At 66.5% G+C, this 25,313-nt stretch carries 20 protein-coding genes and 1 pseudogene; 12 read left to right on the forward strand and 9 right to left on the reverse strand.

The window, feature by feature from the left end; genetic code table 11:
- The first annotated feature begins 35 nt into the window (after positions 1 to 35).
- The gene (gene gyrB / locus FA90_RS17665; protein WP_036170914.1) at positions 36 to 2,540 is read left to right on the forward strand and encodes a DNA topoisomerase (ATP-hydrolyzing) subunit B; all 2,505 of its coding nucleotides are present in this window, start codon (positions 36 to 38) and stop codon (positions 2,538 to 2,540) included.
- Between the two features lie 146 nt (positions 2,541 to 2,686).
- The gene (locus tag FA90_RS25850) at positions 2,687 to 4,594 is read left to right on the forward strand and encodes a TonB C-terminal domain-containing protein (protein ID WP_156116760.1); all 1,908 of its coding nucleotides are present in this window, start codon (positions 2,687 to 2,689) and stop codon (positions 4,592 to 4,594) included.
- A 27-nt stretch (positions 4,595 to 4,621) separates the two neighbouring features.
- Here the strand turns inward: FA90_RS25850 and FA90_RS17675 are convergent, their stop codons facing one another.
- A complete protein-coding gene (locus tag FA90_RS17675; protein WP_081933913.1) occupies positions 4,622 to 5,803 on the reverse strand; it encodes an acyltransferase in 1,182 nt (393 codons plus the stop codon).
- A 205-nt stretch (positions 5,804 to 6,008) separates the two neighbouring features.
- On the opposite strand from FA90_RS17675, the gene FA90_RS17680 reads away from it, so the two are divergent.
- From FA90_RS17680 to FA90_RS17715, 8 genes are all read left to right on the forward strand, one after another.
- Complete coding sequence (locus tag FA90_RS17680) at positions 6,009 to 8,420, forward strand: TonB-dependent receptor (RefSeq protein ID WP_036170920.1); 2,412 nt, start codon at positions 6,009 to 6,011, stop codon at positions 8,418 to 8,420.
- Positions 8,420 to 9,568: a glycerophosphodiester phosphodiesterase gene (locus tag FA90_RS17685; protein WP_036170923.1), complete on the forward strand. Its 1,149-nt coding sequence runs from the start codon at positions 8,420 to 8,422 to the stop codon at positions 9,566 to 9,568. Before FA90_RS17680 ends, FA90_RS17685 begins: the two co-directional genes overlap by 1 nt.
- Positions 9,569 to 9,682: 114 nt before the next feature.
- Positions 9,683 to 10,315, forward strand: coding sequence for an HAD hydrolase-like protein (locus FA90_RS17690; protein WP_036170927.1), 633 nt, complete (start codon positions 9,683 to 9,685; stop codon positions 10,313 to 10,315).
- 145 nt (positions 10,316 to 10,460) lie between these two features.
- Positions 10,461 to 10,937 carry a MarR family winged helix-turn-helix transcriptional regulator gene (locus FA90_RS17695; protein ID WP_036170930.1) on the forward strand — a complete coding sequence of 159 codons (477 nt, stop codon included), beginning with the start codon at positions 10,461 to 10,463 and terminating at the stop codon, positions 10,935 to 10,937.
- A complete protein-coding gene (locus tag FA90_RS17700; protein WP_036170933.1) occupies positions 10,934 to 12,988 on the forward strand; it encodes an FUSC family protein in 2,055 nt (684 codons plus the stop codon). Before FA90_RS17695 ends, FA90_RS17700 begins: the two co-directional genes overlap by 4 nt.
- A 14-nt stretch (positions 12,989 to 13,002) precedes the next feature.
- The gene (locus FA90_RS17705) at positions 13,003 to 13,209 is read left to right on the forward strand and encodes a DUF1656 domain-containing protein (RefSeq protein WP_036170936.1); all 207 of its coding nucleotides are present in this window, start codon (positions 13,003 to 13,005) and stop codon (positions 13,207 to 13,209) included.
- 1 nt (position 13,210) lies between these two features.
- Positions 13,211 to 14,290: an HlyD family secretion protein gene (locus FA90_RS17710; protein ID WP_081933914.1), complete on the forward strand. Its 1,080-nt coding sequence runs from the start codon at positions 13,211 to 13,213 to the stop codon at positions 14,288 to 14,290.
- 7 nt (positions 14,291 to 14,297) lie between these two features.
- Positions 14,298 to 15,821: an efflux transporter outer membrane subunit gene (locus FA90_RS17715; protein ID WP_081933915.1), complete on the forward strand. Its 1,524-nt coding sequence runs from the start codon at positions 14,298 to 14,300 to the stop codon at positions 15,819 to 15,821.
- 81 nt (positions 15,822 to 15,902) lie between these two features.
- Here the strand turns inward: FA90_RS17715 and FA90_RS17720 are convergent, their stop codons facing one another.
- From FA90_RS17720 to FA90_RS17730, 3 genes are read right to left on the reverse strand one after another with little or no spacing between them, the layout of a single operon-like run.
- A complete protein-coding gene (locus FA90_RS17720; protein WP_036170939.1) occupies positions 15,903 to 18,122 on the reverse strand; it encodes a xanthine dehydrogenase family protein molybdopterin-binding subunit in 2,220 nt (739 codons plus the stop codon).
- Entirely contained in the window at positions 18,119 to 19,105 is a 987-nt protein-coding gene (locus FA90_RS17725; protein ID WP_036170941.1) for a xanthine dehydrogenase family protein subunit M, read from the reverse strand. The genes FA90_RS17720 and FA90_RS17725 overlap by 4 nt, the downstream gene beginning before the upstream one ends.
- A 12-nt stretch (positions 19,106 to 19,117) precedes the next feature.
- Positions 19,118 to 19,714 carry a 2Fe-2S iron-sulfur cluster-binding protein gene (locus FA90_RS17730; protein ID WP_051971894.1) on the reverse strand — a complete coding sequence of 199 codons (597 nt, stop codon included), beginning with the start codon at positions 19,712 to 19,714 and terminating at the stop codon, positions 19,118 to 19,120.
- Positions 19,715 to 19,992: 278 nt separating this feature from the next.
- Between FA90_RS17730 and FA90_RS17735 the strand changes: the two genes are divergently transcribed.
- Positions 19,993 to 20,412, forward strand: a complete 420-nt coding sequence (locus FA90_RS17735) for a hypothetical protein (RefSeq protein WP_036170944.1) — start codon at positions 19,993 to 19,995, stop codon at positions 20,410 to 20,412.
- A 27-nt stretch (positions 20,413 to 20,439) separates the two neighbouring features.
- Here the strand turns inward: FA90_RS17735 and FA90_RS17740 are convergent, their stop codons facing one another.
- The 4 genes and pseudogenes from FA90_RS17740 to folE all read right to left on the reverse strand — a co-directional run bounded on the left by FA90_RS17740 (position 20,440) and on the right by folE (position 23,361).
- A complete protein-coding gene (locus FA90_RS17740) occupies positions 20,440 to 21,048 on the reverse strand; it encodes a phosphatase PAP2 family protein (RefSeq protein ID WP_036170947.1) in 609 nt (202 codons plus the stop codon).
- A gap of 182 nt (positions 21,049 to 21,230) precedes the next feature.
- A complete protein-coding gene (locus FA90_RS17745; RefSeq protein WP_036170949.1) occupies positions 21,231 to 22,229 on the reverse strand; it encodes an aldo/keto reductase in 999 nt (332 codons plus the stop codon).
- Between the two features lie 51 nt (positions 22,230 to 22,280).
- Positions 22,281 to 22,556: pseudogene (locus FA90_RS17750) on the reverse strand (transposase); the annotation flags it as partial.
- A gap of 235 nt (positions 22,557 to 22,791) precedes the next feature.
- On the reverse strand, positions 22,792 to 23,361 hold the full coding sequence (gene folE / locus FA90_RS17755; protein ID WP_036170955.1) for a GTP cyclohydrolase I FolE: 570 nt from the start codon (positions 23,359 to 23,361) through the stop codon (positions 22,792 to 22,794).
- A 165-nt stretch (positions 23,362 to 23,526) separates the two neighbouring features.
- Between folE and FA90_RS17760 the strand changes: the two genes are divergently transcribed.
- Positions 23,527 to 24,402: a hypothetical protein gene (locus FA90_RS17760; RefSeq protein WP_197065323.1), complete on the forward strand. Its 876-nt coding sequence runs from the start codon at positions 23,527 to 23,529 to the stop codon at positions 24,400 to 24,402.
- A 42-nt stretch (positions 24,403 to 24,444) separates the two neighbouring features.
- Here FA90_RS17760 and nudC read toward each other — a convergent pair whose 3' ends face one another.
- On the reverse strand, positions 24,445 to 25,275 hold the full coding sequence (gene nudC / locus FA90_RS17765; protein WP_081933916.1) for an NAD(+) diphosphatase: 831 nt from the start codon (positions 25,273 to 25,275) through the stop codon (positions 24,445 to 24,447).
- Between the last annotated feature and the right edge of the window lie 38 nt (positions 25,276 to 25,313).

The following is a 25,313-nucleotide window of genomic DNA, read 5'->3' on the forward strand; positions in this document are numbered from 1 at the left end:
GCCGTCCGATTTACACGTTATTTGAGAAAGCAGTCATGTCCGAGAACACTCAAGCAGTATTGGAATCCTCTGCCGCCAAGGCGGAAGAGTACGGCGCATCGTCGATTCAGATCCTGGAAGGCCTGGAGGCCGTACGCAAGCGTCCGGGCATGTACATCGGCGATACCTCGGACGGCACCGGCCTGCATCACCTGGTGTTCGAGGTGCTGGATAACTCGATCGACGAGGCCCTGGCTGGCTTTTGCACCGAAATCCACGTCACGATCCACTCCGACAATTCGGTCTCGGTCACCGATAACGGGCGCGGCATCCCTACCGGCGTCAAGATGGACGACAAGCACGAGCCGAAGCGCTCGGCGACCGAGATCGCCCTGACCGAACTGCACGCCGGCGGCAAATTCAACCAGAACGCCTATAAGGTGTCGGGCGGCCTGCACGGCGTCGGCGTATCCTGCGTGAACGCACTGTCGAAACTGCTGCGCGTGACCGTACGCCAGAACGGCAAGGTGCACCAGATGGACTTCGAGCGTGGCGTCCCGCTGAACCGCGAAATCGAAATCCGCGACGGCTTCGAAGTTTCGCCCATCAAAGTCATCGGCGAAACCGACAAGCGCGGCACCGAAGTGCATTTCTGGGCCGACGAACAGATTTTTACGCACGTCGAATTTCACTACGAAATCCTGAGCAAGCGTATTCGCGAACTGTCGTTCCTGAATAACGGCGTCAACATCAAGCTGACCGACCAGCGCACCGGCAAGGAAGAAATCTTCGCATTCGAAGGCGGCACCCGCGGCTTCGTCGAATACATCAACAAGGCCAAAACCGTCCTGCACCCGACCGTATTCCAGGCAACCGGCGATCGCATGTCGGACAACAACACGAATATCTCGGTCGACGTGTCGATGCAGTGGAACGACGCCTACAACGAGCAGGTGCTGTGCTTCACCAATAACATCCCGCAGCGCGACGGCGGTACTCACCTGACCGGCCTGCGTGCGGCGATGACGCGCGTGATCAACAAATACATTGACGAGAACGATTTCGCCAAGAAGGCGAAAGTCGAGATCTCGGGCGACGACATGCGCGAAGGCTTGACCTGCGTGCTGTCGGTTAAAGTGCCGGAGCCGAAGTTCTCGTCGCAGACCAAGGACAAGCTCGTGTCGTCGGAAGTGCGCGGTCCGGTCGAGGAAATCGTGGCGAAAACGCTCACGGACTTCCTGATGGAGAAGCCAAACGACGCCAAGATCATCTGCGGCAAGATCGTCGAAGCCGCGCGCGCGCGCGAGGCTGCCCGCAAGGCGCGCGACCTGACCCGCCGCAAGGGCGTGATGGACGGCCTGGGCCTGTCCTCGAAGCTGGCCGACTGCCAGGAACGCGACCCGGCGCTGGCCGAGCTGTACATCGTCGAGGGTGACTCGGCAGGCGGCTCCGCCAAGCAGGGCCGCGACCGCAAGTTCCAGGCGATCCTGCCGCTGCGCGGCAAGGTACTGAACGTGGAAAAGGCGCGCTTCGAGAAGATGCTGTCGTCGGAGCAGATCACGACCCTGATCGCGACGCTCGGCACCTCGATCGGCCCGGACGAGTTCAACGTCGACAAGCTGCGCTACCACCGCATCATCATCATGACCGACGCGGACGTCGACGGCGCCCACATCCGCACCCTGCTGCTGACGCTGTTCTACCGCCAGATGCCGCAGCTGGTCGAGCGCGGCCACATCTACATCGCCCAGCCGCCGCTGTACAAGGTCAAGGCGGGCCGCGACGAGCGCTACCTCAAGGACGATGTCGAAGAAGCGAGCTACATGATGCGCTTCGCCCTGAATAACGCCGCGCTGGTACCGCAGGATGGCGCCGAGCCGATCACCGACGGCGCGCTGGGCGACCTGGTCGACAAGTACAACAAGGCCAACGCGATCATGATGCGCCTGACGCGCGTGATCGACCGCGCCGCCCTGTCGGCCATCATGACCGGCGTCAAGCTGGACCTGTCGACCCAGGCATCCGCCGAGCAAGCGGCCCAGGCGCTGGCGGACGCGATCCACGACCCGAGCGTAAAGGTCGGCGTGCGTTCCGACGAGCTGTCGGACAAGCACAGCCTGCGCATCGAACGCATCCACTACGGCAACGTGCAAGTGACGTCGATCGACGCCGACTTCGTCGCCGGCGCCGACTACAAGACACTGGAAGACTCGGCCGCGACCTTCCAGGGCCTGATGGGCAAAGGCGCCCTCATCCGCCGCGGCGAAGGCGACAAGATGAAGGAATTCGCCGTGCGCGACTTCCAGCAGGCGATGGAATGGCTGCGCGACGAGGCGGAACGCGGCGTGTCCAAGCAGCGCTATAAAGGTCTGGGCGAGATGAATCCCGAGCAGCTGTGGGAAACGACGATGGATCCGACCGTGCGTCGACTGTTGAGGGTGCAGATCGAGGATGCGATTGCGGCGGATCAGATCTTTACGACGCTGATGGGGGATGAGGTCGAGCCGCGTCGTAATTTCATTGAGACGAATGCGCTGCAGGCGGGGAATATCGACGTTTGATTGGCGTCGTTGTCACTGCCTAAAAAACCAGCCTCCGGGCTGGTTTTTTTATTGGCAACCGCCAGTGTATTGAATCGAGGGTCGTGGTTGCGCTCAGGTATGATAAGAATGAGCAACTTAATCAGCAGCCAGAAAAAGAGACTCATTTGAGAATTGCGCTTTTCACCCAACGCGATCCCAGGCGGATGAGCACAGCGGTCACGCTGTCGCTCTTGGCACACGCGTTGCTGTTGAGCGTGGCGCTGGGTGGCCAGAAATTCGGACTGCCTACGTTTTCCTTTCCCTGGAAAGACAAGCGCCAGGAGGCCAGTGATCTGCAAATCGTGCTGGCGCCTCGGCCAGCATCGCCGAAAGCGTCGGCATCGACGGACGCGCCCGGCACGATGCCCGCCGCTCCGCAAACGCCCGAGGTCACGCATCCCGTCCTATCGATGCCGTCCTCATCTCCTCGCGCAACGCAGCGAGGCATGCCGGCGGCACCGGCACCTGCGGCAAAGCCGCGTCAAAGCCATGGCAAGACCAAAAAGGCGAAAAAGCCGGCCTCAAAAACGGCGTCACGCCAGCCCGACGTGAAAGCGGTGGCGGAGCAGGCAGCGCCGCAACCCATTCCCACGCCACCACCACTTCCCCGGCAGGCTGATCGCCCTGCGCCGCCACAAGCGTCCGAAAAGATTGCCCAGGGCGACGAAACACATCCGGACGTCATCCGCGCTGAAACCGAGCGGACCGATACCTTCCGCGTGGCGGAGGCCGAGCAGGCGAAACAAGCGGCACAAGCCGCACAACGCGAAGCTGCCCGGCAAGAACAACTGAAGCAGGAAGCCGAGCGCGTCGAGCGGCAGGCGCAAGAGGCAGCCCAGCAGGAAGCCGAACGCCAGGAACTCGCCCGCCAGGACAATCTGCGGCTGGAAGCACAGCGCCAGGCGCAGGCGAGGCAGGAAGAGCAGGCCCGCCAGGATGCAGCTCGCCAGGCCCAGGAAAAAGCGGCGCAGGACAAGATGGCAGCAGACAGGGTGGCGGCAGAGAGGGCAGCTGCGGAAAAGACCGACGCCGCCCGCGCCGAAGCGGCACGGGTAGAAGCCGCCCGCCAGGAAGCCGCTCGTCTGGCGCAGGAAAAGCAGTCTCAGGAAAAACAAGCGCAACTCGACGCCGCCCGCGATGCGCAGCGCCGCCAGGCAGCCTTGCAGGCCGAGCAACAGGCGCGCGAGAGCGCACGCAAGGACGCCGAGCGTGTCGAGCTGGCGCGTCAGGAAGCGCAACGACAGGACGCAGCGCGTCAAGAACAGGCGCGACTGGCGGAAGCGGCGCGCCTCGACGCCGCGCGCAAAGAGCAGGAGCGCCTCGCCGCCGCGCGCCAGGAAGCCGCGCGACAAGAATCCGCTCGCCAGGAAACAGCCCGGCAAGCGCAGGCGCAGGAACAGGCGCGGCAGGACCAGGTACGCCAAGCCCAGCTCGAAGCGCAGCGTCAAGAGCAGGCTCATCAGGCACAGCTCGAAGCCCAGCGCCAGGAGCAAGCTCGTCAAGCGAAGCTGGAAGCAGATCGGCAAGAACAGGCGCGCCAGGCCCAAGCCCAAAAAGACGCCCAACAACGCCAAAAAGCCAAGGACGACGCCGACCACGAAGAACGCCTGCGCGCCATCGCCCAGCAAATGAAACAGGAAGCCGATCCATCCCGCTCCCTGTTGCCCACCCAAAGCAGCCAGCGCCGCGGCTGGCTGTTCGGCCGCGTCGACCCGAATGTCGACATCGTCGCCTATGCGGAAGCGATGGGCAGGAAGATCGAGATGAACACGCTGCTCGACGCCACGCACAACACCGTGCTCAAGCAGCCGCACACGCCGCCGGTCGTGACGGTGGCGGTGCGCGCCGATGGGTCGATCGAAAAGATCACGTTCGTGACGTCGAGCGGGGTGCCGGCCATCGACGAGGCGGTCCGCAGCATCGTCGCCAGCCAGGCGCCCTACGGGCCCTTCCCGCCCGCGCTGGCGCACCAGTACGACGTGATCGAGATCCGCCGCACCTGGATCGTCGACACCGCGGTCCGCCTGCAATAACCGGGCAGCCGCGCAGAACCCATCGAATCAGTGCTGCCGCACCGCCTTCGCAGGCACACGCGCGGGCGAGCGCACCTGCAACCGCGCGGGCGCGCGCACGACCGGCGCTTTCGCTTTGGTGAACCCGGCCAGCATCTGGCCCAACGGCGCTTCCACCCAGCGGCAGAACGCCGCGCCGGCCGCCAGGCTGGCCAGCCAGGCCGTCACCGCGCCCAGCGCCTGCAGGTTCGCCTGCTCCGGCACGAAGCGCGTGAACGCCGCGTTCACGACCAGGCACACCGGGAAGTGAACCAGGAAGACGGAATACGAAATCTTGGCCAGGTAGTTGACAACGGTCCAGCCGTGGCTCGAGCACGACGCCAGGCGGGTGCGGCCGAACAGGAACAGCACGCAGGCCACGACCAGGGCCACGGCGATGCGGATGCGGAAGTCGATCGCCAGCGCGAGCACGGCCGGCGCCAGCATCATCAGCAGCAAGGCGGTCACGCCATGCGGATGACGCTTCGGGTCGCTGGCCCACCAGGCCAGCACGCCCAGGCCGTAGCTGCCAAAGAAATAGGCGCCCCAGTTGTCGAAATCGGCGTCGCGGTTGAAGTAGAACAGCGAGATGCTCATCGCCACGCCGATCACGGCCGGCGTCAGCCACGGCCAGCGGCGCGCATCGGCGATGCGGCCGCAGGCCCACAGCAGCAGGGTCAGCAGCGCATACAGCTGGAAGTCGATGGCGACGTACCAGGCGCCGGCCGACAGCGATTCATAGCCGAGCACACCGTGCAGCAGCAGGACGTGGGCGGCGAACTGGGAGGGATTGGCGGGCGCGGAGATCGACTCGTGGTCCATCCAGTGGCGCGCGACTTCGGACGCGATCATCGCCAGCAGCATCGCCACGATGAAAGGGGGGGCCAGCTTGATGTAGCGCCGCCAGATCGTGCCGATCGGTTGATCGATGCCGGGACGGCCCTGCGGCGACAGCGATTTGGCCGCCAGGAAGCCGCCGATGACCAGGAACACCTGCACGGCGATGCGGCCGTATTCGTCGAGCCAGTCGACCAGCGACGGCATCAGCGGACGTGCGTAATCCATCATCGGACCGTAGAAGGCCAGATGATGCAGGACGATCAGCTGGGCCGCGCCGGCTTTCAGCAGATTGATCAAACCAAATTGTCGCGAGACCGTTGCGTTCGGTCCAAGCGCTCCTGTATCTTTCATAAGCAAGTTGTCTACATGGCTGAGCGCCGCCATCTTAGCCGAGCTGACTTGTATAGGCCCGCCCTTTACATCTCGTCACATTTTGCGCATTGCTAGCAAGGCAGTCAGCCGATCCGTCATCAAACCGTCATGGTCAAGTAACAGGCTGGTCATTTGATCAAGCTAATCTGCGGGCACTTTTAACTGCCCAGTCCTTAGCTGACCGATGAAACCGACGACGCACGCTGCCGCACTCCGCCCTTCCCTGATCGCCTTCGCCGCCGCGCTGATGTGCGCTTCGCTGGCCCACGCCGCACCGGACGACGCCACGCCGGCCGCCGCCAACGATGAAACGGCAACCGCGCCGGCCGTGCAGGACACCACCCCCGCCGGCGCCATCGCCACGGTCGAGATCTCGACCCGCAAGACGCGCTCCTCGGTCGCCATCTCGGGCGCCGAAATCCAGAAGGTGCTGCCGGGCGTGAACCCGCTCAAGGCGCTGCAGACGCTGCCGGGCGTGAGCTTCCAGACCGCCGACCCGTGGGGCAACAACGAGCAGAACCTGTCGCTGTTCGTGCACGGTTTTAACGCCCAGCAGCTCGGCTTCACGATGGATGGCGTACCGCTCGGCGACCAGAGCTACGGCAACTACAACGGCCTGGCGCCGCAGCGTGCGCTCACCAGCGAGAACGTGCGCAGCGTGGTGCTGTCGACCGGCGCCGGCGAACTCGGCACGCCGTCGACCAACAACCTGGGCGGCACCATCGAGACCTATTCGAGCGACCCGCTGCAAAGCCGTAACTTCAACGCGCAGGAGACCCTGGGCAGCCACAGCGCGACGCGCACCTTCCTGCGCTTCGATTCCGGCGATCTGGGCAACGGCAACGCCTTTTATATCTCGGGCCTGCATCACGAAGCCAAGGCCTGGGATTTCAACGGCCGCCAGAGCAACGACCAGGTCAACGCCAAATTCGTGCACGATGGCGACGCCGGCAAGCTGACCGTCTACGCCGACTGGTCCGACAAGACCGAGCCGAACGAAGACTCCTCGCTGCACCAGGCCGGTTTGAATTCGCCTTACACGCGTCCCTTCCTGTACCCGGATTTCGCAGGCGCGCTGGCCTACCTCGACAAGAACGGCGCGCCGCCCGCCGCCGTGGGCGCCAACTTCCGCAACTACTACAGCGACGCGCAGCGCACCGACAAGCTGGCCTACGTCAAGTACGACCTGTACCTGAACCCGGACGCGACCTGGAGCAACCAGTACTACTTCCACCACAACGACGGCGTCGGCGTGGTGGCCGGCCCGATCAACCAGGCCGGCCTGCCGGCGCTGTTCAAGGTCTACTTCCCCAACCAGGACCTGAAAACCGTGTTCGGCGGCTCGGGCTATGCGACCCGGACCACCGAGTACGAGATCGACCGCCAGGGCTGGATCTCGACGCTGCGCTGGGACCTGGGCGCGCACCGCGTCGAGGCCGGCCTGTGGTTCGAGCACAATAAGTCGGACGCCTACCGCCGCTGGTACGCCTTCGACGTCAACAACCCGAGCACGCCGTACCAGCGCCCGAGCAACCCATTGATCACGCAGTACGGCAGCCACATCGACAACAAGGTCGTGCAGCTGCACCTGCAGGACGAGTTCAAGCTCCGTCCGGACTTCACGCTGCAGGGCGGTTTCAAATCCAGCCTGCAGTTTGCGGAAGGCACCTTCCCGGTCAACGAGCTGCCGGCGGCGATCGGCGGCGGTTCGACCGGTCTGCCGCAAGGGAAGATCGACACCAGAAAATGGTTCCTGCCGCAGATCGGCGCGCGCTGGGACCTGTCCCCGCAAGACCAGCTGTTCGCCAACATCCAGAAGAACATGCGCCAGTTCATGACCTACGGCGGCGGCGGCAATTCGCCGTGGAGCGTGTCGTCGCAGGCTTCGTTCGACTACATCAAGGCCAACGCCAAGCCCGAGACCTCGACGACGTACGAGCTCGGCCTGCGCGATTCGCGCAACCTGAACGCCGGCCCGTTGACCGCCTTCGACGGCCAGGTCGCCGTCTACCACGTCGACTTCCACGACCGCCAGCTGGCCGTCAGCTCGAACCCGATCATCACCTCGTTCGTGGGCGGCACGACCATCCTGTCGAACGTCGGCGACGTGAAAACCGACGGCGTCGACCTGGCCGGCACGCTGCACTTCGGCCGCGCCTTCTCGTTCTACGATGCGGTCTCGTACAACCGTTCCAAGTACCAGGACAGCTACACCTCGGGCACGACCCTGGTGCCGACCGCCGGCAAGACCGTGCCGAACACGCCCGAGTGGATGAACAAGTTCGTCGCCACCGCCAAGCTGGGCACGAGCGCCGACATCGAGGCCCAGCTGTCCGGCGACTACGTCGGCAAGCGCTACGCGACCTACACCAACGACCTCGACGTGCCGGGCTACTTCCTGATGGGCGCCACGGTCTCGGGTAAAGTACCGTTGTCGCTAGGGTGGGTGAAGAACCTGCGCTGGACCCTGAGCGTGACGAACCTGCTGAACCGCGAAGGTCCGCTGCAGCCGGTGGTCGGCCAGCCGAGCGGCAGCTACGCGACGTATCCGATCCCGCCGCGCATGGGCTTCATCACCATCAAGGGAGATATTTGATGTCTGGACTGATTCTTCCCGACAGCGTCATGCGCCGCCGCCTGCTGAAAGGCGTGGCCGCCGGCGCGGCGCTCGGGCTGCTGCCCGGCCTGGGCCGTGCGCAAGGCGCCAGCCTGCGCCTCGACCCGTCCAGCAAACCGACCCTGTTCGCGCACCGCGGCGCCAGCGCGCTGCGGCCCGAACACACGCTCGGCGCGTATGCGAAAGCCATCGCCGACGGCGCCGATTACGTCGAACCGGACCTGGTGGCCACGCGCGACGGCGTGCTGGTGGCGCGCCACGAGAACGCGATCACGGACACGACCGACGTCGCCACCCGTCCCGAGTTCGCCAGCCGGCGCAACCGCAAGGTCATCGATGGCGAAGCGCATGATGGCTGGTTCGTCTCCGACTTCACGTTTGCCGAACTGAAGACCTTGCGCGCCGTCGAGCGCCTGCCCAAGATGCGCGGCACGGCCTACGACGGCCAGTTCCAGATCCTCTCTTTTGAGGAGATCATCGACTTCGTCGCCGCCGAGTCGAGCGCCCGCGGGCGCACGATCGGCATCATCCCCGAGCTGAAGCATTCGACCTGGTTCGCCGCCAACGGCCTGCCGCTCGAGGACCGCTTCGTGTCGATCCTGAAAGCGCACGAGTACACCCGGCGCGCGCCGGTCGAGATTCAGTCGTTCGAGGTCGCCAACCTGAAAGCCTTGCGCAAGACGCTGGGCAAGCCGGCCAACGTGCGCCTGATGCAACTCGTCATCGCGGGCGGCAGGTACGACGCGGTGCGCCCGGCCGACGTCGCGGCCGCGGGCGGCACGCTGACCTTCGGCGAGATGGTGTCGCCGCGCGGCCTGCGCCAGATCGCCTCGTATGCCGACGTGGTCGCTCCGATCACGCGCGCCGTGATCCCGCTCGGTCCGGACGAGCGCCTGGCCGCGCCGACCTCGCTGGTGGCGGACGCGCACAAGGCCGGCCTGCTGGTGCACGTCTGGACCTTCCGCCCCGAGAACGCCTTCCTGGCGGCCGACTTCCGCAACGATGCCGGCCCCAACGCGCGCAACGAGGCGGGCTCGGTCGCCGAGATCCGCCGCTATCTCGAGACCGGCATCGACGGCTTGTTCTCGGACGATTCGGCGGTGGCGCGCAAGGCGATCGACGGCTGACCCATCGACGACCGGGCTCACGCGCGCACGCACTCGCGTCGCGCGCGCGGGCGCACGCGGACGATGTGCGATGATGGCAGCAAGACCACGCCGCCGTCACACTTTACCAACCGCATGCGCTACCGACTCGCCATCTTCGACTTCGACGGGACCCTGGCCGACTCCCTGCCCTTCTTCCTCTCGGTGTTCAACACGATCGCCGACCGCCATGGTTTCCGCCGCATCGACACCAGCCGCGCCGAGCAGTTTCGCCACTACAGCGTGCGCCGGATGATGGCCCATGTCGGCATGCCGGCCTGGAAATTGCCACTGGCCTCGAAGACCTTCACCAACATGATGCGCGAGCACGCGGCGACGATCCCGTTGTTCGACGGCGTGCCCGAGACCTTGCGCCAGCTCGCGGCGCAGGGCGTGCGCCTGGCGGTGGTGTCGTCGAACGCCGAGCACAACGTGCGCACCGTGCTCGGGCCGGAGCTGACCGGCCTGGTCTGCTGTTTCGAGTGCGGCATGTCGATCTTCGGCAAGGCCAGCCGCATCCGCGCCGTGCTGCGCGCCCAGGGCGTGATGCCGTCGGACGCGATCTACATCGGCGACCAGGGCACCGATGCCGACGCCGCCAACAAGGCCGGCGTCGCCTTCGGCGCCGTGCACTGGGGCTACGCGACGATCGAGGCGCTGCGCCAGCATGGCGTCGCCGAGGAATTCCTGGCGCCGCGCGATTTAGGGCGCATTGCGGGGGCGGTGTAGCCTGGGCTGCTGGCCCGCAAGCCGCCGTTCGATATCCCTACCGTGACATCGCTTTGTACGCTCGCTTGAAGGAAAATACTTCGCATGCTAAACTTTCGTCTGCAAACATTAGCCAAACGAAGTATTTACGGACGCATCCGAGCCCATGCCTCTTCCCGACCAGACCCTGAGCAGCCTGACCGCCGCCCTGACCTACGCCTCGCGCGCCTACCGCGCCGCCGCCGACAAGGTCGCCGCCGACTTCGGCCTGTCGCAGGCGACCGGCCTGCCCGTGCTGATCATCAACCGCTTCGGCGATGAAGGCGTGCGTCCGGGCGTGCTGGCCGAGATGCTGAGCCTGGAGCCGTCGTCGCTGGTGCGCATCGTCGACCAGCTGATCGGCAACGGCCTGGTGGTGCGCCACGAAGATCCGCAGGACCGCCGCGCCAAGATCCTGCACCTGACCGACGACGGCCAGAAGACCGCCGCGCGGATGGAACAGGCGCTGCGTCCGTTCCGCCGCAAGCTGTTCGGCGACTTTGCCGAGGCCGACGTCGAGGCCTGTCTGCGCGTGCTGTCCGGCCTGCCCAACGTCATCGCCAACATCACTGCAGACCTGGGCGCAGAGCGCAAGCAGGCATGAAGTTCGCAACCCGTGCGGAGATGCTGTTCTCCGTCAAATCTTTCGCGGCAGCGATGCTCTCGGTGTATATCTCCCTGCGCATCGGACTGCCGCGCCCGTTCTGGGCGATGATGACCGCCTACATCGTCGCCCAACCGTTCGCCGGCCCGACCCGTTCCAAAGGCCTGTACCGCGCCGGCGGCACCATCCTGGGCGCCACCGCGGTGGTGGTCCTGGTGCCGCGCCTGGTCGACGCGCCCGAGCTGCTGTCGCTCGCGCTGGCGCTGTGGATCGCCGGCTGCCTGTACTTCTCGCTGCTCGACCGCACCCCGCGTTCCTACATGCTGATGCTGGCCGGGTACACCGCCGGCCTGATCGGCTTCCCTGCCGTGAACAACCCGGGCGCCATCTTCGACATCGCGCTGGCGCGCGTGGAAGAGATCGTGCTCGGCATGACCTGCGCCACCGTGGTCCACAGCCTGGTGCTGCCGCAGTCGTTCGGCCCGGTGCTGCTGGCGCGCCTGGACAAGGCGGTCGACGATGCGCACCGCTGGATCCGCGACGCGCTCAATCCGGCCGGCGACGCACGCAGCGTAGGCGATCGCCGCAAGCTGGCCACCGACATCACCGACCTGCGCCTGATGAGCACCCACCTGCCGTTCGACACCTCGCGCGTGCGCTGGACTTCGCAGGCCGTCAACGCGCTGCAGGAACGCCTGGCGATGTTCGTGCCGGTTGTGTCGGGCATCGAGGACCGCCTGGGCGCGCTGCGCGAGCTCGGCGCGACGGAGGTGACCGACCACTGGCGCGCGCTGCTGGACGACGTGGTGGCGCTGGTCGAGACGCCCAAGGAAACCGACCTCGCGCGCGCGGGCGAGCGCCTGCATGCGCGCATCGACGAACTGGCGCCGCCGCTGGTCCACGCGCTGCGCTGGGCCGGCCTGATCGAGCTGAACCTGGCCGCGCGCCTGCGCCGCCTGGTCGACATCTGCGTCGAGACGCGCGCGCTGCGCCATCGCATCGACGCCGGCGTGCACGGCCGCCTGCCGCCCGAGCTGCGCCAGCTGCCGACCGTGCCGCCCAGCGTGCTGCACCAGGACCGCGGCATGGCGCTGCTGTCGGCGTTCGCCGCCGTGATTGCGACGCTGTCGTGCTGCGCATTCTGGATCCTGAGCGGCTGGCCGGCCGGCGCCGCCGCGCCGATGATGGCCGCGGTGCTGTGCTGCTTCTTCTCGACCCAGGACAACCCGGTTCCGTTCATCAAGGGCTTCCTCGAGTACACCATCTACTCGATCCCGGCCTCGGCGCTGTACCTGCTGGTGCTGCTGCCTGCCGCGCACAATTTCGAGACGCTGGTGCTGCTGTGCGCGCCGACCTTCCTGGTGCTGGGCGTGTTCGTGGCGCGCCCGAGCACCTTCGGACGCGCCTTCCCCTTCCTGTTCGGCGTGGTCGGGACGCTGGCGCTGATGGACACCGACACGGCCGACATGGTCTCGTTCATCAATGGCATGCTGCCGCAGATCGCCGGCCTGGTCGCGGCCGCCGTGTTCACCGGCATCCTGCGCAGCGTCGGCGCCGGCTGGACCGCCCGCCGCCTGCTCAAGGCCGGCTGGCGCGAACTGGCGCGCCTGGGCAACGGCGAGCGCACCACGCTGCCGGCGTTCTCGGCGCGCATGGTCGACCGCGTCGGGCTGCTGGCGCCACGCCTGGCCGCGGCGACGGCGCAGGCGAACGCCGAAGACCTGCAGGCGGTCGACGCGCTGCGCGACCTGCGCATCGGCCTGAACATGACGCTGCTGCAGGACGTGCGTGCGCGCCTCGGTCACGCCGACGTCACGATCGCCCCGCTGATGAAGCAGCTGGCGCGCTATTTCAATCTGCGTCCGCAGGTCGACACCGAGTGCGCAGCAGGCCTGCTGGTGAGCGTCGACGACGCGCTGCGCGCCGTCTGTAGGCACGAGCGCGGCGACGATGCGCCGCGCGCCGAGGCGCTGGCGGCGCTGGCCGGCCTGCGCCTCGACCTGTTCCCGAAAGCGCCGGCCTATGAGCCCGCTGTTGTATCCAACGTTTAGATAAAGGAGATCCGATGATCGGCGAAGTCAGCATCTACGGCCTCTTCGTTCCTCCGCTCCTGCTGCTCACGCTGGCGGCGCTGGTGGTGTCGAGGCTGCTCAACCTGGTCCTGGGATGGACCGGCTTTTACCGCCTGGTGTGGCACCCGGCGTTGTTCGATTTTTCCCTGTTCGTGATCGTGCTGGGCGCACTCACGTTTTTTACTCGTAACTGGTCCTGACATGGCACTGAAAACTATTTTTGCGACGACTGGCCGGATCGGCATCACCTTGCTGGCAACCGCCGCCGCGGTCTATGCCGGCGTGCAGATGTGGCGCCACTACGAAGTCGAGCCCTGGACCCGCGACGGCCGCATCAAGGCTTACGTGGTGCAGGTCGCGCCCGACGTGACCGGCCTGGTGACCCAGGTCTACGTGCACGACAACCAGCAGGTCAAGGCCGGCCAGCCGCTGTTCGAGATCGACCGCGCGCGCTTCGAGCTGGCGCTGCGCCAGGCCGAGGCGCAAGTGGTCGCGGCGCAGGCGGCGCTGGCCCAGGCCGGCCGCGAGAACCGGCGTAACACCGAGCTGGACGACCTGGTCTCGCAGGAGACGCGCGAACAGGGCCAGACCCGCACCGACCAGGCGCGCGCCACGCTGGCCCAGGCGCAAGTCAACCTCGACACCGCCAAGCTGAACCTCGAGCGCACGCACGTGGCCTCCGCGGTGGACGGTACCGTCACCAACCTCGACCTGCGCGTGGGCGCGTACGCGACCGCCGCGCACCCGGTGATGGCCGTGGTCGACAGCCATTCGTTCTACGTCGAAGGCTATTTCGAGGAGACCAAGCTGCCCGGCATCGAGCTGGGCGACAAGGTCGACGTCACGCTGATGGGCACGCGCACGCCGTTCCGCGGCCACGTCGAGAGCTTCGCCGAAGGCATCGCCGACCGCGACCGCTCCACCGGCCAGAACATGCTGCCGAACGTGAACCCGACCTTCAACTGGGTGCGCCTGGCCCAGCGCATCCCGGTGCGCATCGCGATCGACACGGTGCCGGCCGGCGTGCGCCTGGTGGCCGGCCAGACCGCGACCGTCAAGGTGCTGCCGGCGACGCAAACCGCGCAGGCGGCCCCAGCACCGGCCGCTCCAGGCACGCCGGCTGCGGCGCCCGCCAAGGCTGCGCAGCCGGCCGTGGCGCCCGCCGCTCCCGCCGCGGTGACGCCGGCGCCTGCAACTTCGACCGTGGCTGCGACCGCCGCCACGACGCCGGCCGCAGCCGGCGCCGCCGCACCGTCAACCGTTCATACCGCCGCACATTGAGACCTTCATGATGACCCGTTTCCGCTCCATCGCCAACAAAGCCCTGCCGCTCACGCTGCTCGCGGCCGCGCTGGCCGCCTGCACGACGGTCGGCCCCGACTACCACGTGCCGAAGGAAGCCGTGGTGGAGCGGCCCGACGCCAACGCCCCGTTCATGGGCGCGGCCGAGACGCCCTACAAATCCGATCCGCTGCCGGCCGACTGGTGGCATTTGTACCAGGACCCGCTGCTCGACAAGCTGATCGCGAAAGCCTTCGCCAACAACGCCGACCTGCGCGTGGCCGAGGCCAACCTGGAACGCGCGCACGGCGTGCTGGAAGAAGTCGAAGAGAGAAAGCATCCGGAAATCGAGATGAGCGCGGCGCCGCAGTACGGGCGTATCGCCGGTTCCTCGATCGGCATCCCGGAACAGCTGCCGACCACCGGCATCTACGACGCCGACATCCGGATCGGCTACACGCTCGACCTGTTCGGCCGGGTGCGGCGCGCCATCGAAGCGTCGGAAGCCGACGTCGAAGCCACGCAAGCCGCCGCCGACCTGACCCACGTGATGGTCGCGGCCGACACCACGCGCGCCTACGCGGAAGCCTGCTCGGCCGGCTACCAGCTGAAGGTGGCGCAGCAGTCGGTCGATTTGCAGCAGCAGTTCGCCAAGCTGACCCTGGAGCGCGTGCAGCGCGGCCGCGGCATCGCGATCGACAACAGCCGCGCGCAGGCCCAGGTCGAGCAATTGAAAGCCAACCTGCCGCCGCTGGAGGCGCGCCGCCGCACCGCGCTGTACCGCCTGGCCGTGCTCACCGGCGAAGTGCCGAGCAAGTTCCCGGCCGAGGTCGCGCAATGCGCCACCCCGCCGCGCGTCAAGGCCGCGATCCCGGTCGGCGACGGCAAGGCCTTGCTGCGCCGCCGTCCCGACATCCGCCAGGCCGAGCGCCAGCTCGCCGGCGCCACGGCCCGCATCGGCGTGGCCACGGGCGAGCTGTACCCGAACATCAACCTCGGCGGCTCGGTCGGCATGGTCGGCCTGGCCAATCAATGGATGGACTCGAACACCTTCAAGTTCAGCCTCGGCCCGCTGATCAGCTGGAGCCTGCCGTCGCTCAGCTCGGCCCGTTCGCACATCGCCCAAGCCGAGGCCGGTACCAAAGGCTCGCTGGCGCACTTCGACTCGGTGGTGCTCAATGCCCTGCGCGAGACCGAAAGCGCATTGACGATCTATGCGCGTGAGCTCGACCGCAACGCTTCGCTGCGCGCGGCGCGCGACCAGAGCGCGCTGGCCGTACGGCAGACGGACAAGCTGTACCGCTTCGGCCGCACCGATTTCCTGTCGCAGCTGGACGCCGAGCGCACGCTGGCCAGCGCCGAGAGCGTGCTGGCGTCGTCGGACGCGCAGCTGGCGGCGGACCAGGTGCAGCTGTTCCTGGCGCTGGGGGGCGGCTGGGAGAATACCCACGGCGCCGGGCACGGCGAGGGCAAGGAAGGCAAGGCAGGCGCCGGCGAAGAGAAGGTCGCTCAGGCCAAAGAGGTCAAATAAACCCGCTAAACCGTTTATGAATCACGTAAAAAAGCCGGATCCGCCAACACGGACCCGGCTTTTTTTAACGCCTGCGGGGGCTTACAGTACCTTGTCGAGCGTCACCGGCAAGTCCCGCACCCGCTTGCCGGTCGCGTGATACACCGCATTCGCGATCGCCGCGCCGACACCCACGATGCCGATCTCGCCGATGCCCTTGGCGCCGAGCGGGTTGACGTGCGGGTCGTCCTCGTCGACGATCTGCACGTCGATCTCCTGAATGTCGGCGTTCACCGGCACGTGGTACTCGGCCAGGTTGCCGTTCACCGCACGGCCGTTGCGCGGATCGATCATCGTCTCTTCCAGCAGCGCCAGGCCGATGCCCCAGACCACCCCACCCATCAGCTGGCTGTAGCCGGTCTTCTCGTTCATCAGCTTGCCGACGCCGTACACGCCGACCGCGCGCGGCACGCGGATCTCGCCCAGGTCCTCGTCGACCGTCACCTCGACGAAGATCGCGCCGAACGAATGCATCGAATACTTCTTGTTCTCGTCGCCCGGCTCGGCCTTGGCGGTCGCCTCGACCGGGGCGCCGTGGCGCGCCGCGATCGCCGCCATCGATTCGCGTTTGCCGGCGTCGGCCAGCAAATAGATCTCGCCCTGCTCGAAGCCGACCTGGTCGGCGGTTGCGCCGAACAAGGGCGAGGCCTCATGCGCGACCGCGATCCCGACCAGCTTCAAACGCAGCGCATGGCCGGCCGCCTGCACCGCCGGACCGACGCTGGCCACGGTGGTCGAGCCGCCCGACACCGGCGACTCCGGCAGCTGCGAATTGCCCAGTTCAAAGCGCACGCGCTCGACCGGCAGGCCGATCGAATCCGCGGCGATCTGCGTCATGACGGTGTAGGTGCCCGTGCCGAGGTCCTGGGTGGCGGAGCGGAACAGCGCGCTGCCGTCGGGTTGCAAGCACGCCGAGCACTCGCCGGCCGAACGGTTGGTCGGGTAGGTCGCGGTAGCCATGCCCCAGCCGACCAGCTTGTTCCCGCGCTTCATCGAGCGCGGCTGCGGGTTACGGTCCTTCCAGCCGAAGCGCTCGGCGCCGATCTCGTAGCACTGGCGTAGCGATTTGCTCGACCACGGCAAGTCCTTGCCCGGGTCGCGCTCGGTGTAGTTCTTCAGGCGCAGTTCGAGCGGATCCATGCCCAGCTCGTAGGCCAGTTCGTCCATCGCCGACTCGAGCGCGAACGAGCCGGACGCCTCGCCCGGCGCGCGCATGAAGGTCGGCGTGCCGCGGTTCAGCTTGGCCAGGCGGTGCGTGGTCTCCTGGTTCGGGCTCTCGTACATCATGCGCGTCATGATGCCGCAGGGTTCGATCCATTTTTCCAGCACCGAGGTGTAGGCGATGGTGTTGTGCGCCGACGCCGTCAGCTGGCCGTCCTGCCTGGCCGCCAGGCGGAAGCGCTGCTCGGTGTTCGGACGCTGGCCGACCGGGCCGAACATCTGGTTGCGGTCGAGCGACAGCTTGACCGGACGGCCCAGCATCTTGGCCGCCATCGCGGTCAGCGGAGAATGCGACCACAGCGAACCTTTGGAGCCGAAGCCGCCGCCGGTGTACGGGCAGATCGCGGTGACGTTCTCGGGCGGGATGCCGAAGATCGCCGCATTGATGCGCTGCACGCCCTTCATGTACTGGGTCGACTCGTAGATCGTCAGCTTGTCGCCGCCCCCGTTGTCGCTCCATTCGGCGATAGTGGCGTGGGTCTCGATCGGGTTGTGGTTCTCGATCGGCGTGGTGTAGGTGTGGTCGAGGCGCACGCTGCCGGCCAGGAAGCCGTCGACGATGTCGCCGCGCCGGGTGTCGGTCGACTCGGTCAGCACCTTCTCGGGCACTTCCAGCTTTTCCTTGGCCTGCTCGAAGTCGAGCACCGCTTCCTTGTGCTCGTACTCCACGCGCAGGCGTGCAGCCGCCTCGCGCGCGTGCTCGAGGGTGTCGGCCACGACCACGGCGATCGGCTGGTTGTTGTAATAGACGTCGTCTTCCTGCAGCAGCGTCAGGCGGCGCCCGACCGGCGGCTGGATCTTGCCGTCCTTGTTCTCCTTGGGCAGGCGCATGACGTTCTGGGGGGTCATCACCAGCAGCAGGCCGGGCACCTGTTTGGCGTCCGTGTCGTCGATGCGCAGCACGCGGCCGCTCGGGACGGTGCTGGTAACCAGCACGGCGTGGGTCAGGCCTTCGACCTGGTGCTCGGCCGTGTACTTTGCTGCGCCGCTGACCTTGGCCCAGGCGTCGGTTCGGTTGAGGGGTGCGCCGATCGCGTTCATGCCAGTCCTCCTGCGGTTTGCAGTGCGCGGATCACCGCGCGCTGCGCCAGTTCGATCTTGAATCCATTGTGTCCGTAGTCCTTGGCGCCGGCCACCGCGGCCGCGCCCGCGCGCGCGAGGGCCTCGTCGGACAGCGTCTGCCCGCGCAGGGCGTCTTCGGCTTCCTGTGCGCGCCACGGTTTGTGGGCGACGCCGCCCAGCACGATGCGCACGTCGCGCACGGTATCGCCATCGAGGTCGATGGCGGCCGCCACCGACACCAGCGCGAACGCGTAGCTGGCGCGGTCGCGCACTTTGAGATAGTGCGAATGCTGCGAGAACGTCGGCGCCGGCAGCGCCACCGCGGTGATCAGTTCGCCCGGCTGGATCACGGTGTCGATCTCGGGGTGGTCTTCGGGCAGGCGGTGGAAGTCCTGCATCGGCACCTGGCGCTCGCCGTTCGGCCCTTGCAGGTGGACGATGGCGTCCAGCGCGGCCAGCGCCACGGCCATGTCCGACGGGTGGGTCGCGATGCACTGGTCGCTCGCGCCCAGGATCGCGTGGATGCGGTTGAAACCGTCGATGGCGTCGCAGCCCGATCCCGGATTGCGCTTGTTGCAGCGGGCGAAAGTCGGATCGGTGAAGTAGTAGCAGCGCGTGCGCTGCAGCAGGTTGCCGCCGGTGGTCGCCATGTTGCGCAGCTGGGTCGTGGCGCCGTTCAGGATCGCCTCGGACAGCATGCGGTAGCGCTCGCGCACCAGCGGGTGGGTCGCGACGGCGGTGTTGGTCGCCATCGCGCCGATGCGCAGGCCGCCGTCCGGCAGCTCGGTGATGTCGGCCAGCGGCAGGCGGTTGATGTCGACCAGGTGGATCGGCTTTTCGATGCCGCTCTTGTACAGGTCGAGCAGGTTGGTGCCGCCGCCGATGAATTTGGCGCCCGGCTGCTGCGCCAGGTCAATGGCCTGGCGTACGTCGGTGGCGCGGTCGTAAGAGATCGATTGCATGCGGGCGGCTCCTTATGTGCGCGCGTCGCGCAAGACGACGCTGTGGATCGCCTTGACGATGTTGGGATAGGCGCCGCAGCGGCAGATGTTGCCGCTCATGCGCTCGCGGATCTCGTCTTCGGTCAGGGCGCCGGGTTCGAGCTGGTCGGTATCGGTCAGCGAGCTGGCCTGCTTCTGCTTGACCTCGTCGAGCAGCGCGACCGCCGAGCACACCTGGCCCGGCGTGCAGTAGCCGCACTGGAAGCCGTCGCAGTCCATGAAGGCTTGCTGCATCGGGTGCGGCTGTTCCTGGCTGCCCAGGCCCTCGACCGTGGTGATCTCGCGGCCCTCGTGCATGATCGCCAGGGTCAGGCACGAGTTGACCCGCTGGCCGTCGACGATGACGGTGCAGGCGCCGCACTGGCCGCGGTCGCAGCCTTTCTTGGTGCCGGTCAGGTGCACGACTTCGCGCAGGGCGTCCAGCAGGGTCACGCGCGGTTCGATCGTCAGCTGGTGCTCGGCGCCGTTGATGCGCAAGGTGACCGGCTGGGGCGGTACATAGGGTGCGGAGGCTGGCGGCGCCGCGCTGGCGGCGGGCCGGTCGGTCAGGATCTGTTCGTCTTGTGGCATGGCGTGCGGGCTCCGGATAAATGACAACAAAGACATCGCCTGCCGTGCTACGGACTGCTGCCGGGCACGGTAGGCGATGCCGAACTCATATTCGTCATTTCATGATCGCCGAAATCAAAAAAACGCGGAGCGCGCAAGAATCCAATTCCTCCAAGAAATCAAAGGCTTACGATGAGGAAATGGAAGTTGTGGCAAGGGATGGCGTTGCAGCCGGGCTTTGAAGGGTTCTATACTCGCGTCAGTGGTGCAGATGAGCATCGCCAACCCAGGATGGATCCATGCGCTCTTCTTTGCTCCTGCTGACCCCGCTGTTATTGCTGACTGGCTGCGTCAACGAATCGGCCAGCTACCAGATCGACAGCAACGACCACGCACTGACCGTCGTCGTGACGCAGGATTATTTCTGGAGCAAGCAGGTGCGCCTGCAGGTGATCGCCTCGCGCATGCCGGATTGCCAGCGCCAGTTCGATCTCGGCAAGACTCCGCTGGCCGACCTGAACGTCGAACTGTTTTCGACCGGCGACGAAACCTTCCTGCTGCGCTCGGGCGACGAGATGTGGCAGGTGGAGACGCAGAATTGTACGCAGCTGGGCGATCCGGCCGCCGACGTGCAGGCCCAGCCGATCGGCGTGTTTCATCTGGACGCCAGGAAACGGCTGGTGTTCGAGCGCGCGGAAGGCGCGGTGGCGTCCAGCTGATCGAACCGGGCAGCGCGCAGGCGCCGCTTACGGGCGCAGCCAGCCTCGTGCGATCGGCGCGGCCAGCAGGCGGCGGTACAGCATCGCCAGCGTCGCCGCCAGCGCATCGCAGCGGCGCGTCGCGGCGGCGCTCTGGAACAGGAGCGTCACGCCCAGCGCCACGACGACGGCGCCCAGCATGTCCATCGGCCAGTGCACGCCCAGGAAGATGCGTGACCAGGCCACCACCACCGCCAGCGGCAGCATCGACACGCCGAAACGGCGCGCCGCCGGCGTCCGGCTGCACGCCAGCACGAGGGCCACCGTGAACATGATCGTGCCGTGGTCGCTCGGGAAGGAGCTGTCCGGCGCGTGCTGCAGGTAAGCGTGACCGGCGCCGATCGCAAACGGGCGCGCGTGATACCACAGCAAGCCGAACACGGCGTTCAAGCCAAGCGCGAACAGCGTCGCCGCCAGCGCCTTGGTCGCCGCTTCGCGCTGGCCGGAACGCCCGTTCATCCACATGCCGGCCAGGCCGATCGGCACCAGCAGGATCAGCCATTTGGCCGCGAAGATGCCGAGCGCGAGCCGCCAGCCTTGCAGGCCGGCGTCGGCGTTAATCAGGGAGAACCACAGCAAATTCAGGTGATCTAGCATGGCAAGGTGACGGCGCGATGACAAAGCGTCACTCTACCAGCTGCTGAGCGCGCTCCTAAACACGCGCTGAAGCGAAGGGCTGTGTTCGCTCAAAAAACCCACATGGCAAGGCGCATCGGCGAAGACTGTACGCGAGTACGGCGAGACGATGCAACGCAGCCACGGGCTTTTGTCAGGCGTCCTCAGCCCATCTCGCTGTCGAGGTGATTCATCTGGGCCGCGTTGTAGCGCTCGCCCGCGGCGGCGTCCGGCGGCACGATGCTTTCCAGACGCGCGATGTCTTCCGGCCGCAACTGCAGGTCGGCCGCGCCCAGCGCTTCCTGCAGGCGGTCGCGGCGGCGCGCGCCGACCAGGGGCACGATGTCCGCGCCCTGCGCCGCCACCCAGGCGATGGCAAGCTGGGCCACGGTCACGTCGAGCTCCTGCGCGAGCACGCGCATGCGCTCGACCAGGGCCAGGTTGGCGTCCAGGTTCTCGCCCTGGAAGCGCGGGCTGGCCAGGTTGCGGAAATCCTTCTGGCCGGTGCGCTCGCGGCTCCAGTGCCCGCTGATCAGCCCGCGCGACAGCACGCCGTAGGCGGTGATGCCGATGCCGAGCTCGCGCGCGGTCGGCAAGATCGCTTTTTCGATGCTGCGCGAGATGACCGAATATTCGATCTGCAGGTCGCTGATCGGATGCACGGCGCTGGCGCGGCGCAGCGTTTCGGCGCCGACTTCGGACAGGCCGACGTGCTTGACGTAGCCGGCCTTGACCAGGTCGGCGATGGCGCCCACGGTGTCTTCGATCGGTACGTTCGGATCCAGGCGCGCGGGGCGATAGATGTCGATATAGTCGGTGCCCAGGCGTTTCAGGCTGTAGGCGACGAAGTTGCGCACCGCCGCCGGACGGCAGTCGTAGCCGCTCCAGGAACCGTCCGGGCCGCGCAGGGCGCCAAACTTGACGCTGATCTGCACCTGCTCGCGGGTGCGTCCCTGCAGGGCGTCACGGATCAGCATTTCGTTGTGGCCCATGCCATAGAAATCGCCGGTGTCGAGCAGCGTGATGCCGGCGTCGAGGGCGGCATGGAGGGTGGCGATGCTTTCGTCGCGGTCAGCCGGGCCGTACAGGTCCGACATGCCCATGCAGCCCAGGCCGATGCGGGCCACCTGCGGGCCGTGTTGTCCAAGTCGAGTTTCTTGCATTTGCTATCTTTGTCCCGTCAATTGGCGCAATCGCGCGATCTCGTCGGTACGGCCGAGCCGGTCGAGCGCCTGCTCGAGCAGCGTGCGGTCCCCCTCGCGCAGCATAGTCCATTGGGTGAAATACTCGTGTACGGTTCGCCAGGGCGGGAATTCGGGCGGCATGCTGCGCCAGGCATTGCCGGAATGAAGAAAGTACAGGACCGCGCAAAACACGTCGTACAGATCGTGCTTGCGCGGGCGGGTCTTGCGGCGCGCCGCCTCCAGCATGTCGCGCACCGAATCGAACTGTTCTCGCGATACGTCGCTTGGGAATTGTGGCCTGGCCATGTCGATCGCCTCAAAATTACTTGGACATGCAGGATCTGGAACAGGTTCGCAGCAAACCTTTGATGAGCCGCTTTATCGGCCCTTCAAGCGCGCCTGTCCAACGCATGTATTGTAAATACCAATGTAACATGACGCACGAATTTGGGGCGCAAGATTCCACACACAGCGATATGTCGCGCGTGCGATGACAGGCCGTGGGAGGGAAAAGACAGGGCGGCGGGCGCCGCCCCGGAGATCAGCTGTCGCGGGCCAGCGCCAGGAATTCGGTGCGCAGCGCCAGGTTCGGCTGCAGCTCGCCCAGCATGGCGGAAGTGATGGTTTCTTCGCCGGGAGTGCGGATGCCGCGGCTTTCCATGCACATGTGGCGGCACTTGATGACCACGCCGACCGCCTTCGGTTCCAGCACTTCCATCAGCGTGTTGGCGATCTGCACCGTCAGGCGTTCCTGCACCTGCAGGCGTTTCGAAAACACGTCGACCAGGCGGGTCAGCTTCGACAGGCCGACGATCTTGCCGTTCGGCAGATAGCCGACGGTGGCCTTGCCGAAGAACGGTGCCAGGTGGTGCTCGCAATGGCTGTAGACCGGGATGCCACGCACCACGATCAGCTCGTTGTATTCCTCGGCGCCATCCTCGAAGGCCTTGAGGATGGCGACCGGATCCTGGTCATAGCCGGAAGTCCAGTGTTTCCAGGCCTTGGCGACGCGCGCCGGCGTCTCATGCAGGCCCGAACGGTTCGGATCTTCGCCGATGCTGGTCAAAAAGCGGCGCCAGTCGTGTTCGGTGAAGTCTTCTTTGTCAGACATGGTAAACCCTAAAATTTTCGAGAGGCTAGAGTATATAGAAAATGTGCTCAATCCACAGGCAGCTGGCCATTTCTTGAGCAAAAACAGCACATCCGTAGTGGCGTGGCGCTACGGTCATTGAGGTACTGACTGAAGAAGACCTCATCGCGTCGCAGGAGACCCATCATGCTCGGCAGCAGTGTTTTGGAAGTCGCGATCGGCCTGACGTTTTGCTATGGCACGGTTGCCCTGATCGTCACCACCTTGCAGGAAGCGTTGGCGGCGGCGTTCAGCCTGCGCGCCAACACGCTGTTGGCAGGTATCAAAAGCATGCTGAACGACCCGCGCTTCGACGGCCTGGCGCGCGCGGTGTACGCGCATCCGCTGGTCAACCCGCATGCGCTCGGCAGCGCAAGCGACGAGCACGACCTGCCCTCCAGACCATCCTACATCGAACCCGCGCACTTTGCGATTGCCCTGGTCGACAGCCTGTGGAAGACGCCGTGCCACTTCCTGCAGCTGGCCGGCGCCATCGATGCCATCCCCGACCCGCAGCTGCGCAAGGCGCTGCAAGGCCTGTACGGGCGCGCGCGCGACCTGCAGCACTTCCAGGACATGCTCGCCGGCTGGTTCGACAATGCGATGGCGCGCATGTCGGGCGCGTATAAACGCCAGCAGCTGCTGATCTCGCTGCTGCTGGCGCTGCTGCTGGCGATCCTGTTCAACATCGACAGCATCCACCTGTTCCGGGTCCTGTGGCAGCAGCCGGCCCTGGCCGAGCATCTCAAAGAAGCACCCGCCCAGCTCGACTCGGCGACGATGCAGGCCCTGCTCGCCCTGCCGGTCGGCTGGACCCATTTTCCGCCGGTGCTGGGCATCGACTTCGCGCTGCAGGTGGGCGGCTGGCTGGTCACCGCGTCGACTGCGCTGTTCGGCGCGCCGTTCTGGTTCGACCTGATGCAGCGCGTGGTGCGCATGCGCGGCACCGGAGAAAAGCCGGCCGAAGTGCCGCTCGCGCTGCGCCTGGAAAGCCGGGCCGCGGTCGGCTCGGCGACCCGCTGAGCCGGCGCGCGCTGAACCGGCGCGCGCTGAACCGGCGGTGGTTCAGCGGCCGGGCGGCCGGTTGGCGTCGACCAGCATGCTCGAGATCGACACATGCGGCACGCGTTCCGGCCATTCGTCGTCCGGGCCGAACCAGCGCGCCTCGGCGATCTCGTTGGGGTCGGTGCGGATCTCGCCGTCCAGGTAGTCGGCCGTAAAGGACAGCATCAGCGAATGCGGGAACGGCCACGACTGGCTGCCGAAATAGCGCAAGTTGTGCACGCGCAGGCCGACTTCCTCGAACACTTCGCGGTGCACCGCTTCCTCGACCGACTCGCCGGCTTCCAGAAAGCCGGCCAGCGGCACGAAGCGCTTGACTGCCGACTCCGTGTGCAGCGCCAACAGCACTTTGTCTTCCTTGCGGATCAGCACCATCATCGCCGGCGAGATGCGCGGATACGCCATGTGGCCGCAATTGACGCACTTGAAGCAGCGCTCGCCCGCCAGGCGCGCGGTGCCATGGCCGCAGGCGCCGCAGAAGCGGTGCGTGCGCGCCCATTCCGCGATCTGCGCCGCGCGCGCGGCCACCCCGAGCAGCGTCTCGTCGAACTCGCCGAACAGCGAGCGCAGCCCGCGCCAGGCGTAGCCGGCCGGCGCCAGCGTTTCATCGTCGACCCAGCCGGCCTGGCAATACGTGTCGCCGAGCAGGCCGACCGGCTGCAGCTGCTGCGGGTCGAGCGCCAGACCCTTCACCACCGCCGCATCCGGCAACGACAAACTGCCCTCGTGCACCAGCAGGCGGTTGGCGTGGAAGATGAAGGACAGCGGCGCGGCATCCTGTGCGGATGGGGGCGGCGCCATCAGGGGCGTGAACGAAGCGGGCGTCTGAAGCATGGCGGTGTTCGAGAATCGGCGATCGCCCGATGATACCG

This window comes from Massilia sp. 9096 (assembly GCF_000745265.1).
In the GTDB taxonomy this organism is placed as follows: Bacteria; Pseudomonadota; Gammaproteobacteria; order Burkholderiales; family Burkholderiaceae_D; genus Telluria.